The sequence below is a fragment of the Nocardia asiatica NBRC 100129 genome (genome assembly GCF_000308415.1).
Classification (GTDB): Bacteria; Actinomycetota; Actinomycetes; order Mycobacteriales; family Mycobacteriaceae; genus Nocardia; species Nocardia asiatica.
In genome coordinates this window covers 1-12648 of record NZ_BAFS01000467.1, presented here as the reverse complement: position 1 = coordinate 12648, position 12648 = coordinate 1, and the positions used below count along the sequence as shown (strand labels likewise).

Here is a 12648-nt window from a genome sequence, read left to right as displayed (position 1 = left end):
CACGACTCGGTGCCGGAGTTATGGACTGCTGATCACGCGACCGGGCGCCGCGGATGCGCTCCCACATCAAGGCATGTTCGAATCAGCGGTCAGCGCGCGAGGCGGGATCGACCAGCGCGCTGGCCCGGGCGGCTCACTCCACAAGAACACAGTGCCGGTTGTCTCCGAAGCGACAGAAACGGCCCCTATACGGCCGCTCCGCGCACGGAGTGAGCGCGCGGCTCGGCGCGCGGCTGCCCTTTCGCCGCACCGCCGTTGCGACGGCCGCTGCGTTGGCGCGGTCCGCCACTGCCTGGGCGCGGTCTGCCACTGCGGCGGCGGTCGTCGTCATGTGCCGCCCGCTCGCTGTGGGAGGGCGCGACGAATGGGGCAACCGTGCCGACGAGCTCGGCCACCACGGGCGAATCGGCGGTGACCCGTTGCGGGGTCACAGTGATCTCGGCCTTGCGCATGAGGTCGGCCAGGTCGCGTCGTTCGCCGGGCAGCACCAGGGTGATCACTTCACCGGAATTGCCGGCCCGCGCGGTACGGCCCGAACGGTGCAGGTACGCCTTGTGCTCGGCGGGCGGATCAACGTGCACGACCAGCTCGACACCATCGACGTGCACGCCGCGCGCGGCCACATCGGTCGCCACCAGCACCAGGGCGTCACCGGCGGCGAAGACCGAGAGGTTGCGGTCGCGGGCGCCCTGCGAGAGGTTGCCGTGCAGATCGACGGCCGGAATTCCGGCGAGGGTCAGCTGCTTGGCCAGTTTGCGAGCCTGATGTTTGGTACGCATGAACAGGATTCGCCGACCCGAGCCAGAGGCGAGCCGGTGTACGACCTCGCGCTTGGCTTCCACGCTCGCGGTTTCGAAAACATGATGGGTCATGGCGGCGACGGGGGAGTTCGCCTCATCGACGGAATGCAGCTCGGCATCCGGCAGGAAGCGGCTGACCAGCTTGTTGACGCCGTTGTCCAGGGTCGCGGAGAAGAGCAGGCGCTGACCGGCCTTCGGGGTGGCCGCGAGAATGCGGGTCACGCCCGGCAGGAACCCGAGGTCGGCCATGTGGTCGGCCTCGTCGATAACGGTGACCTCGACGGCATCCAGGGAGATCAGACGTTGGTTCATCAGATCCTCGAGCCGGCCGGGGCAGGCGACGACAATGTCGACACCGGCGCGCAGCGCCCGGACCTGCCGGTTCTGCGGGACCCCACCGAAAACCGTGGTGACGGTCATGCGATAGGCCGCGGCGAGGGGTGTCAGCGCGGCCGCGATCTGGGTGGCCAATTCCCGAGTCGGCGCCAGTACGAGGCCGGTCGGGCGGCTCGGAGCGCGCCTACCGGCCAGACCGCCGCCGAGACGGTCGACCATCGGAATGGCGAAGGCGAGCGTCTTGCCGCTGCCGGTCCGGCCACGGCCCAGCACGTCGCGTCCGGCCAGTGAATCGGGCAGGGTGTCTATCTGGATCGGAAAAGGGTCGGTGATCTCGGCGCGAGTCAACGCCTTCACCAGCGGTGCGCTCACGCCGAGCGTGGCAAAGGAGATATCAGCAGAACTCATAGGTGTTGCGGTGCCTTTCGGGCATCAGGTGGTGCCCGAGCCGTCTGCGGACCTTCCGGGTCCGCGCCGGGGGCACGAAATGGCGAGATTGCCGAGGAGCAAAATCGATCGCCGTAAGAAGAGCGGATGCGGCAAGCGCTGGTTGCGAAGCGAATGCGATCTACGACGCTTGGCGTGACAGGTCACGCACTTGATCAACAATAGCCTGTGATGGACGGTTCGTACTCATCGGGTGATGTTTCTCGCCTCTGGCCGGGGCTGGCCGCCAGACTCGCGTTCGCCCGCCATCCGACAGCGGATCCTCGGACACGACGCCGCCCAGCTGCGTACGGCGCTCGCGCCGGGGCGTCGAGCGTGCCAGTCATGGATCGTGCTGCCGAGCCCGAACAGGATGTTCAGCTCGACAGGTCGGTCAGCATCGCGCGGGCCTCAACGATGTCCCACGCGAAGCGGTCGAACGACGTTGTCGTCGGCATCACCGGCCGACCGCCGACAGCGGCCGCTGCTGCGACTGCGGCGCGAGACGAAGGTGAGCTAGATCACGGTGGAAACGGTACTGGCTCATGCCGAGGCACTGTGGGAAAGGCTCGCGATAGTGCCGGTCGCCTTCTCGCCCGGCCAGGTCGAGGTGGTGGTGTCACCAGGTTCGTTGATGTGCCCGGCAAGCTGGTCAGGTGCTGTCGCCCTGCGGAACGCCGCGATCGTTACTGCGCCCATGCCGCTGCGGCAGAGAGAATTCGGGACGCCATCGTCCGCATAGGGGTTACGGAGACAGTCGTCGCGGAGCGGCTCGGTGCCGTATTGGCCGTTGCCGAGGTCCTGCGATGCTGGCTTACACCAGCGCCAACTCTTTCAACCGGTCTCGGAGGGCTCGAGCACGATCGGGCGGGTATCGGCCGGGATCCAACGTTGACCGATCTGTTGGAATCGTGGCGACGGACAATACCTTCGACATTCACTGATCCAGGCCCGTTCGCGCGGCGCCTGCTGCTTGGAGGGCAGTCGGGATGTTCGTCGAACCGCTGTCGGGGCATCGCTATTTCCGGACCGCCGACCCCGAGGTGGCCCGGGCCGGGATGAGTGGCATTCTGCGTGAGCACCGGCTCGACCCGGGCGCTTCCACCATGGAGGCCAGCTGCAATGTCGTGCGGTACGGCGATGTCGGCCTCGTCTACAAGCATTACGGGGTTCAGGTTCGGATCCGGACCGAACCCATCGAAACCTTCCGCCTGGTTCAAATACCGCTGGCCGGGTGGGTCCGGATACTCAACGGGACCGAGGATATCGCCTCCGACCCGGCGGTGGCCTCGGTTCCGGACCCGGACGCGCCCCTGGACATGAACTGGCACGAGAGCAGCAGACAACTCCTCGTGCGATTCGACCGTGCCGCGTTGGACGACCATTTGCGGCGGATGCTGGGCCGGCCGCCGGATCGTCCGCTGCGGATGGCCATCGCCATGCAATTGCGGTCACCGGCCGCCCGGATCTGGTTCGAATCGCTGCGCATGCTGCAGGCCGACGCCGAAGGCCCCGGCCTGTTCCTGGAACCGCGGCTGCGGCCGCAGATCGACCAGCTGATGATGTCCCAATTGCTGCTGGCCCAGCCGAACAGCTACTCGGAAGTTCTGCTCGACGGCGCACCCGGAAAGTCGACGCCGCGTCCTATCCGCCTGGCCGAACAACTCATCACCGACCATGCGCACGAAATGCTCACCATCACCGACATCGCGGAGGCAGTGGGACTTTCGGTGCGGAGCCTGCAGGAGGGCTTCCGCCGATACCTCGACACCACACCGACGGCGCGATTGCGTGAAGCCCGGCTGGTGGGCGTGCACGCCGCGCTGGTCGCCGCGGACCCCACCATGACCACGGTCGCCGCGGTGGCCGCGGACTGGGGGTTCTGGCATCTGGGCCGTTTCTCGGCCCTGTACCGGCGGCGATGGGGTGTGCCGCCGTCGGTCACACTGCGCGCCTGACCCGCCGCGCAGCCCGGACAGAACTCGCGCGAGGTGGATAGTCGCGAGCGGCCAGGTCCACCCATCATGAGTGCGGCGGATTTCCGCCGCTCCGGTACTGGATCCGATCGGCTACGAAGGGTCAATCATGTTCTCATTCACATTGTTTCGCCGTCTCAGCGTCGCGGCGGCGGCCACCCTCGCGGTCGCCGGGTACGGCGCAGCCCTCACGCCGACGCCGGCGTCGGCGGCCTATGACTGCCCGGGCGGACTGTTCTGCGGCTACGACCACCGCAACGGCACCGGCATGTTCGTGCAGGTCGACAACAACTGCCTGCTGCACGACATCGGCAACGAAGGAAATGGAGATCGTCTGAGCGCGTACTGGAACCGCACCGGAAAGAAGGTCGGCGTCTACAACTGGACCGGTCACGAGTGGCAACTGCTCGTCTCGGTCCCCGACAACAGCAAGGGCAATGTGCCCGCCGACGGTGACAACAAGGCCGACGCCCTGTGGGTCTGCGGCTGAGGGTTGCGATTTGCAATACTCGGTGAACCCTCCCGGCGCTCGGCCGGGAGGGTTCACCTCGGGATCGCCTCGATGGTCCAGCTGAGGTCGTAGCCGGAGAGGGTGTCGAGGAAGTCGGCGGGATCGAATGCTTGCGCCGGGGTGCGCACTCCCGCGGTAGTGTCGCCCTCCGCCAATCGCCGGGCTGCTTCGACCGCGGCGACCGCGGTGGTTCCGTAGGTGTCTCGGCCTCGGATGACTCCCCGTGTCTGCTGCCCCTGGTGGTCCACGGCGTCGAGCAGGTAGGTGAATCGCTGCGCGGCGCGTTCGTGCTCGGTCGGGCCTGCGGGAAGCTTTGCGATCAAATCCGGCGTGATAGGTGTTTCGAGGCTGGCCTTCAAGGTTGCCTCCAGCAGGCTTTCGACATGATCGACCTGCACGTGACGGGGGATGGTGACTACCTCGCACGTCGGCAGCGCAGCCATCGCGACGGATCGGCCGTCGGGCAGAGTGATTCGATCGCGCCGGGCCGGAATGCCGCTGCGCCAGGCACCCTCGTCATAGCTCAGCCCGCCCGACCGCATCGCGTCCATCGTCGCCAGCGCCGAGCGCAGCGATCCGCGTGAAAGACCGGCAGCACCGGTGATGAAGTGGCTGACGGTGATCTCCGCCAGCGGCCCGGTCCGTTCGGCGATCAAGTGCGCGAGCAGGTCGCCCGGCAGACAGCCGTCGTTGACCGCCGGCACGACCGTGACACCCGCTCGCTCGGCGTCACCGTGGAAGGAATCGAAGACGTCCTTCACGTACTGTTGCTCGCCCGCGGTGTCGACGTAGTGGGCGCCCGCGGCGATCGCGGCATCGACCACCACCGCGCCGGAGGTGGTGAACGGTCCCGCACAGTTGATGACGACATCGCTACCCGCCGAAGCGGCAACGAGAGCGGCGCGGTCGTCGAGACCGGCCACCCGAAGATCGGCGTCGGAAATTCCGACATCCGCGGCTGCGGATTCCAGCCGCGTCCGATCTCGGCCGACGAGCCGGACCTCGATGCCATGGCGGGACAACTCGGCAAGGATGAGCTTGCCCTGATAGCCGTTGGCGCCGTAGACGGTGACGAGCATGTTCAACTCCTGTGGCTGAATGATTCCGCTGCATGATCAGCAGCGATTCGAGCCTAAAGCCAACAATCCGCGACGTTCAATGCGTCAGAATCCAAGATCTATACGAAATCGTCTCCGTCGAAGCATCATTTGATATTTTCGATGGGGTGGATCCTCTTTCTGACGTGGTGGCCGCTATGCGGATCGGCGAGCCTCATTCCGGCCGGGTCAGCCACTACGCACCGTTCGGCTGGCAGTTTCCCGCCTTCGATGCCGCAGGATTCCATGTGGTCCTTGCAGGCACCTGCTGGTTCCTGCCCCCGGCCGCCGACCCGATCGCGCTGCGGCCGGGCGACATCGTCCTGCTCCCGGGAGGAAGCACCCACGGGCTGGCCGACGATCCGGCCACACCACTTCGTCCCGCTGCTACCTCACTGCGCCGGGTCAACCCGCGACCGTCCCGACCGGACCCCCCGTCCGAACCGCGCTCGGAGACCGTGCTGCTATGTGGTGCCTACCTTCTCGATCGAAGCCGGTCCCACCCGATGCTCGCCGATCTGCCCGCGGTCATTCACCTGCCCGCCCCGGAAACTCGCCACACCCCTGTCGGGGCGATTGTCGACCTGCTCGACGGCGAACTCACCGTCGACCGGCCGGGACACGATGCCATGCTCCGCTCGCTGCTGGATGCCCTGCTGCTGCACATCCTGCGCCGCTGGCTCGACCGCCGAGCCGACAGCGGGTGGTCGGCCGCGCTACACGACCCAGCCATCGCCGCGGCGCTCTCTGCGATCCACGGCTCGCCCGGACACGGCTGGACCGTCGCCGAACTCGCCGCTCACGCCGGGATTTCCCGGGCCGGCTTCGCCCGCCGATTCACCGAACTGATCGGCCGACCACCCATCGCCTACCTCACCTGGTGGCGCATGACCCTCGCGGCCCGGCAACTGCGCGACACCGACACTCCGCTGACGGTCATCGCCCGAGATGCCGGCTATGCATCCGAATTCGCGTTCGCCCACGCGTTCAAAACCGAATTCGGCCACCCGCCAGGTCGATACCGGAGGAAGAACCGGCCAGTGCAACCACCGGATCGGAACGCAGGACGATCGAGCGGCTCCGCGACTCCCGCAGTCACACACGCCGCCGAATCCGAACGATAGACCCGAAAACCCGCTACCAGGCGAGCTACACCAACATTTCGCAGACCACGTCGGCAGCCGCTCCTTCGAAGAGTTCACTCGGGCCGGACAAGTCGATAGTGCGTTGCTGAAGTCGTGCCAGGTGCGCGGCGGAACCTGGTCCAGGGCAGGACACGGGTATCGGTGCCTGCGATTGGGAGCGAGCGCTGATCCAGTGGCTGCCGGGCCGGCCCGTTGGCTTCCGCTGCTGTCGGTGATGCGGAAGCGGCTGTTGTCCTGAATCCGGCGCGGTTCAGCGCCCGGGATACCGCCGCGGATCGCGATTACAACGTCGTCGCCCCTCTCCGAGGCGTACGGCGACCTCGTTGCGGTCTATGCCACGGCAATGCCCGCCGACAGCGACGCCCTCGGGCGTGGGGCCGGCTTGCGGGTGAGGCGTGTCACACTTGCTCGCGTTGCCAGTATACCCCCTGGGGGTATATGTTCTCCGTGTCGGAAGAACAAATCAGAAAGGGCTGGGGCAATGACCACGCAGACCCACACCAATGACCACGGCGTGCACGGCCACCACGCAACGCACGGCGCGCATGCTCAGCATGCGGCACACGCCGCTCACGCGGGTGATGCACAGCACGGAGCGCACGACGGAGGACTGCCGGGAGGGCTGCAGATCACGCAGGATGGTTACACCCTGGCGCTCGCGGAGCCGGTCGTGCGCCCGGGTGAGGTCGACTTCCGGTTCCAGATCCTCGGGCCGGACGGCGCGCCGGTCACCGAGTACGCCCCCATCCACGACCGCGAATTGCATCTGATTGTCGTGCAGCGCGAGTTGACCGGTTTCTGGCACGTGCATCCCGAACTCGCCGCGGACGGAACCTGGACCGTACGACTGGACATCCCCGCGGCGGGCGCCTACCGCGTCTTCACCGACATCGCCCCACGCGCACTCGGTAAGACGATCACCCTCGGGGCGGATCTCGCTGTCGCGGGAGCGTACGAACCGCACCCCACGCCGGAGGCGACGCGCACCGCGATAGTGGACGGCTACGAGGTGACCCTGGACGGTGACCTGGTTCCCGGCGCAGGCCGGCTGCTGACCCTGACCGTGCGCAAAGACGGCCGACCGGTTGCCGACCTGCAGCCGTACCTGGCCGCCTACGGCCACTTGGTGATTGTCCGCGCGGGCGACTTGGCCTACGTCCACGTCCACCCGAACGGCGAACCTGGTGACGGAACGACCGCGCCCGGCCCGGACATCACCTTCCACACCGCCGTACCGGGACCGGGGACGTACCGCCTGTTCTTGGATTTCCAGCACGGTGATGTCGTACGTACCGCCGCCTTCACGCTGCCGACAATCACCGCTCGACACTGAAACTTACCGAGCTGGAACATATTCCGACCATTCATCGAAGGGGAGCCACCATGTGCGCGTGCCACTGTCCCGGTACCCGCGACCCACCCGAACCAGATCCAGGAAGTGTTTCTCATGATCAACTCATTGTTCGCCCACCGGGACTATCTGCGACTTTTCATCGCCCAGGTATCGGCACTCTTCGGGACCGGATTGACCACCGTCGCCCTGGGACTACTCGCCTACGAACTCGCCGGCGCCGACGCGGCCGCCGTGCTCGGCACCGCGCTGACCATCAAAATGCTCGTCTACGTCACTGTCGCGCCGGTCGTGGCCGCGTACGCCGACCGCTTCCCACGCCGTTCGTTGCTGGTAGGACTCAATGGCATACGGGCAGCCGTAGTGCTGGGATTGCCGTTCATCGGCCAGGTGTGGCAGATCTACGTGCTGATCGCGGTGTTGCAGACGGCCTCAGCCGCGTTCACCCCCACCTATCAGGCGATCATCCCCGATATCCTGCCCGACGAGCGCGAATACACCCGGGCACTGTCGGCCGCGCAACTGGCCGCGACCATGGAGACATTGCTCAGCCCGATGCTGGCCGCGGCGGCACTGGCCGTGATCAGCTTCCACTGGCTGTTCGTCGGCACCGCGATCGGATTCGCCGTCTCGGCGGCGCTGGTGGTCACGACCCGCATTCCCGAAGCCGGCGCGACGACGTCGGGCAGCTTCCGCGACCGGATCACGGTAGGCATGCGAATCTTCGCCGCCACACCGCGACTGCGCGGACTGCTCGGCCTGAACCTGGTGGTCGCCGCCGCGGGCTCGGTGATCATGGTCAACACCGTGAACTACGTGCGCGACACTCTCGGCGGCACCCAATCCGGAGTGGCGATGCTGCTGGCCGCCAATGGTTTCGGCACGATGCTGGTCGCGCTGTCGCTGCCCCGGGTACTCGACCGGCTCGATGCGCGGAGTGTGATGCTGACCGGCGCGGCCACCCTGCTCGTCGGACTCGGCGCGGCCATCGCCCTGTCGACCGCCGCAGTGGGCGATTGGCGCTGGGGTGCGGCTATCACGGTATGGGCGCTGGTGGGCGCGGGCACCGCGGCAGTGCTCACCCCGACCGGGCAGGTGCTGCGGCGCTCGTCGCAGCCCGCCGACCGCCCCGCTCTGTTCGCCGCCCAGTTCTCGCTGTCACACCTGGCCTGGCTGATCGCCTACCCCATTGCCGGTTGGCTCACCATCACCGCCGGTTTCACCGTCACTTGGGCGACGCTGGGCGTCATCGCGAGCGTCGGCATCACGATCGCGCTGCGTACGTGGCCCCGCCACGATCCCGAAACGTTGACCCACCTGCACGAGGTCGGCACCATCGACCCGATCCGGCTGGCCGACGCCGTGCGTGTGAACGAACGCTTCTACCAGCACACCCACCCATTCGTCATCGACGCCGACCACCAGCGCTGGCCGACACGAGTAGAGCGGCAACAGCAAACGGTAGCGGCGGCATAGGGATCGAAACCCCTCATGCAGAGGCTTCTTCTCGTCAGGGATGGGATGCCGGTGCGATGCCCGCGGCCCGCGGCGAGAACATCTCGTGCGCCACCTCCGCCACTGCCTGGGGTACGCCCAGCAGTAGCGGTGTCAGGCAGCAACCACCGCTTGACCTTGCAATACCCTAGGGGGGTAGGGTATTTTGTCCGAACATTCCGGAAGGACTGAATCGAAATGTCTACGCAGACTGCGCCGACTACGCGAAAGTGGTCGGCACTGGCGGTGATCGCCGCCGCGCAATTCATGGTCATCATGGACACCTCGATCATCGGCATCGCACTGCCGAAGATGCAGGCCGAACTGGGCTTCTCCCAGGAGAATCTGAGCTGGGTGTTCAACGCCTACGTCGTCGCCTTCGGTGGCCTGCTGCTGCTCGGCGGCCGGTTGTCCGATCTGTTCGGAGCCCGTCGCGTGTTCGGTGCGGGGTGGCTGGTGCTGTTGGCCGGTTCGGTGATCGCGGGTGCCGCGGGCAGTGTCGGCATCGAGCTCGCAGGCCGAGCGATCCAGGGCGGCGGCGCGGCTCTGGATCGCACCGTCGGCGCTGACCCTGTTGATGATGCTGTTCGGCTCCTCGCCACAGGAGTTGACGAAGGCGCTGGCGATCTACGGTGCGGCGGCGCCGGCGGGTGGCACGGCGGGCGTGTTCCTCGGTGGCGTCATCACCGAGTACATCAGCTGGCCCTGGGTCTTCTACATCAATGTCCCCATCGCGATCCTGGCGCTGATCGCCGTGCCGGTGCTGATGCCCAACGCCGCGGCGACGTCCGGATCCGTGGATCTCCTCGGCGCGACCACCGTCACCGCCGGTCTAGCCGCAGCGGTTTACGGAATCGTCCGTGCCCCGGAAGTCGGCTGGGTTTCGGTGCGAACGTGGGGAGTGCTCGCCGTCGCGGCCGCACTGCTGGCCGGATTCGTCGTCATCCAGTCCCGCCGGAGCCAACCGTTGATGCGGCTCGGCATCTTCCGCGCCCCCGATCTCGCCGCTGCCAACGTCGCTCAGTTGCTACTCGGCGCGGCGTGGGTACCGATGTGGTTCTTCCTGAACCTGTATTTGCAGCAGGTCCTCGGTTACAGCGCCTTCCCGTCCGGCGCGGCTCTGCTACCGATGACCACGCTGATCATGCTCGGCATGGTGGTGCTCGCACCGCGGGCGATGCAGCGTTTCGGCGCCAAGCCGATGATCGTGACCGGACTGGTGGTACTGGGACTCGGCCTGGGCATCATGTCGCTGGTCCGTCCGACCGGCAACTTCTGGATCGACGTGCTGCCCGCTTCACTGGTCGCCGCCGGCGGTATGTCGCTGGCCTTCATCCCTTCGCTCGGCACAGCCATCTCCGCGGCGCGTCCCGAAGAGGGCGGGTTGGCCTCCGGCCTCGTCAACGTCAGCTACCAGGTCGGTTCCGCCATCGGACTGGCGGCGATGACCGCCGTGGCCACCGCGTTCGGCGCCGACCGAATCGGTGATCTGCCCGAACTCACCAACGGTTTTTCCGCAGCCTTCCTCGGAGCGGCAGCCATCGCCCTGGCGGGCGCCGGGATCACCGCGGTGACCATGCGCACCCCGGCCCCGGAGTCCGTACTCGAGGCCGCTTGAGACCCCGCGACCTCGGAAGACCGGCAAACCTGAGGCTGAGCCCGTCATCAAGGCGGGCTCAGTCGCACGTCGACATCGTCGAAGTGCCGACCTACTGTCGCCGCGCCCGGGTACGGCGGGTTTGTCTCGGTCGAGATCACCGCGACGCCGAGCGCCGAACCCGATCCGGCACCGACCGGTCAGGTCGGCTGCGAAGTGGGACCCGAGGTTGCTCTCCCTCCACGCAGCGCGTTGGTTCGGCGTTGTCCGCAGTTGTTTGCCAGACGTGAACTGCATAGCGGAACGACGTCAGCTGGGCCATGTGGTGGCCCGTAGGCCGAGCATGCTCACGTCGGGTGTGCTGATTCAAGCACAGTGTGCTGCGTCGCCGATCCTGAGCTCCGCCGGGACCATGGTGTCGATCACATGACTTCAGCTGAGTACGCCCGCAGATAGTAGCTTGAAGACAGAGAAGTCCCGCGTATGTATGTGGTGTGCTGGATTACACGGTGCGAGAGCACCGCTCAGCTCCTATCGCTCGACGTGGCGGAAATCCCCGGTAGTCAGGAGAGCGGCCTGCATACTGAGCAGCGCAGTATGTCACCCATTGTGCGGGCCTTGCCGCACGAACACCTGCCGTGCGACGTCGTCGCGGACAGCGAATCTGCCGCGTACGGATACATGGGCTACGCCGGCAGCGCTGGTCACGAGCTTGTCGCTAGAATGGCCCTATTGTGAAGCTTCTCGGTTGGTTGCGGCTCGGTGGCTTGACGCTGGCGCTGCTCGCGGCGGCGCTGCTGATGGCGCCGCTGATGCACTGCACGCTGCTCGACGCCGATGAGCATCACCATGGCGCCGCTCAGCACACCCATGACGCCGCAACGCCGATCACCGCCCTGGTGGCCGCGGCTGTGGACGGCACGGCCCATGCCCTCGCCGATGCCGGAGGACCCCACGGTGCGCCGCATGCCGTCCATTGCGCCATCACACCTGCACTACCCGCAGGTGGCGGAAGTTTCGTGCCGCTGCAACTGCTCCTGTACGTGCTGGTCGTGGGCATGGTTGTCGCGGCCGTGTACCGGGTCGGTCCCGGTGGAGTGCGCGGTCCGCCCGTGGCGGCCGTGCCCATCGTCAGCGGCAGAGTCCTGCTGACGCGCATCTGTATCGCCCGACGCTGATCGGTCAGCGCCAGGCCGACGTGTCGTCACCGTCGGCCGGTGTGCTGCCCGTGCACGCTCCGCCCTTGTGGGCGGTCTCGATACAGAAAGCGACAGTCATGGACAACGTTGTGCTCGGCAGGCGTGCCGAGGTTCCTGCGGCGCTGGGGGTCGCGCCGGATGCGACCCGCCAGCCGCACGCGCTGGTCGGTAACACTCCGGTGTTGTGGGTCGGCGCGCCGCTGGCACCCGCGGGCCGCGGGTTCTGGGCCAAACTCGAGGGGTTCAATCCGGGCGGCATGAAGGACCGCCCCGCCTTGCACATGGTGCGGCGAGCGCGAGAACGCGGCGATCTGGTGCCCGGAGCGCGCATCATCGAATCCACCAGCGGCACCCTCGGCATGGGTTTGGCGCTGGCGGGAATGACCTACCACCATCCGGTCACTGTCGTCACCGACCCTGGGCTGGAGCCGGTCATCGCTCGAATGCTCGCGGCCTATGGAACGCGCGTCGACATAGTGACCGAACCTCACGCCAGCGGCGGCTGGCAGCAGGCGCGCCGCGCTCGGGTCGCGCAGCTGCTCGAGCACGAGCCCGATGCGTGGTGCCCGGACCAGTACCACAATCCGGACAACGTCGCCGGCTACGAAGCGCTGGCGATCGAGTTGATCGAGCAACTCGGTGGGGTCGATGTGCTGGTGTGCGCGGTCGGCACCGGCGGGCATTCGGCTGGCGTGGCGCGGGTGCTGCGGCGGTTC

9 protein-coding genes and 1 pseudogene are annotated in these 12648 nt (G+C 67.0%); 8 read left to right on the top strand and 2 right to left on the bottom strand.

The window, feature by feature from the left end; genetic code table 11:
• Positions 1 to 185 precede the first annotated feature (185 nt).
• Positions 186 to 1544 (bottom strand): DEAD/DEAH box helicase, encoded by a 1359-nt coding sequence (locus ON27_RS36745; RefSeq protein ID WP_063711448.1) that lies wholly within the window; start codon positions 1542 to 1544, stop codon positions 186 to 188.
• Between the two features lie 1007 nt (positions 1545 to 2551).
• On the opposite strand from ON27_RS36745, the gene ON27_RS36740 reads away from it, so the two are divergent.
• Together ON27_RS36740 and ON27_RS36735 are read left to right on the top strand one after the other, a co-directional pair.
• Positions 2552 to 3520 carry an AraC family transcriptional regulator gene (locus tag ON27_RS36740; RefSeq protein WP_043738253.1) on the top strand — a complete coding sequence of 323 codons (969 nt, stop codon included), beginning with the start codon at positions 2552 to 2554 and terminating at the stop codon, positions 3518 to 3520.
• 127 nt (positions 3521 to 3647) lie between these two features.
• Positions 3648 to 4028 carry a peptidase inhibitor family I36 protein gene (locus ON27_RS36735; protein WP_157227829.1) on the top strand — a complete coding sequence of 127 codons (381 nt, stop codon included), beginning with the start codon at positions 3648 to 3650 and terminating at the stop codon, positions 4026 to 4028.
• 53 nt (positions 4029 to 4081) lie between these two features.
• On the opposite strand, the gene ON27_RS36730 is transcribed toward ON27_RS36735, so the two are convergent.
• A complete protein-coding gene (locus ON27_RS36730) occupies positions 4082 to 5128 on the bottom strand; it encodes a saccharopine dehydrogenase NADP-binding domain-containing protein (protein WP_043738248.1) in 1047 nt (348 codons plus the stop codon).
• Between the two features lie 146 nt (positions 5129 to 5274).
• On the opposite strand from ON27_RS36730, the gene ON27_RS36725 reads away from it, so the two are divergent.
• The 6 genes and pseudogenes from ON27_RS36725 to ON27_RS36695 all read left to right on the top strand — a co-directional run.
• Positions 5275 to 6270, top strand: a complete 996-nt coding sequence (locus ON27_RS36725) for an AraC family transcriptional regulator (RefSeq protein ID WP_083888086.1) — start codon at positions 5275 to 5277, stop codon at positions 6268 to 6270.
• A gap of 502 nt (positions 6271 to 6772) precedes the next feature.
• Positions 6773 to 7624, top strand: a complete 852-nt coding sequence (locus tag ON27_RS36720; protein ID WP_051047439.1) for a DUF8832 domain-containing protein — start codon at positions 6773 to 6775, stop codon at positions 7622 to 7624.
• 114 nt (positions 7625 to 7738) lie between these two features.
• A complete protein-coding gene (locus ON27_RS36715; RefSeq protein ID WP_051047438.1) occupies positions 7739 to 9118 on the top strand; it encodes an MFS transporter in 1380 nt (459 codons plus the stop codon).
• Positions 9119 to 9334: 216 nt separating this feature from the next.
• Positions 9335 to 10754: pseudogene (locus ON27_RS36710) on the top strand (MFS transporter).
• A gap of 713 nt (positions 10755 to 11467) precedes the next feature.
• Complete coding sequence (gene lpqS, locus ON27_RS36700) at positions 11468 to 11911, top strand: putative copper homeostasis (lipo)protein LpqS (protein WP_043738242.1); 444 nt, start codon at positions 11468 to 11470, stop codon at positions 11909 to 11911.
• A 98-nt stretch (positions 11912 to 12009) separates the two neighbouring features.
• Positions 12010 to 12648: PLP-dependent cysteine synthase family protein (locus ON27_RS36695; protein WP_043738320.1), on the top strand; the 639-nt coding region annotated here is incomplete at its 3' end.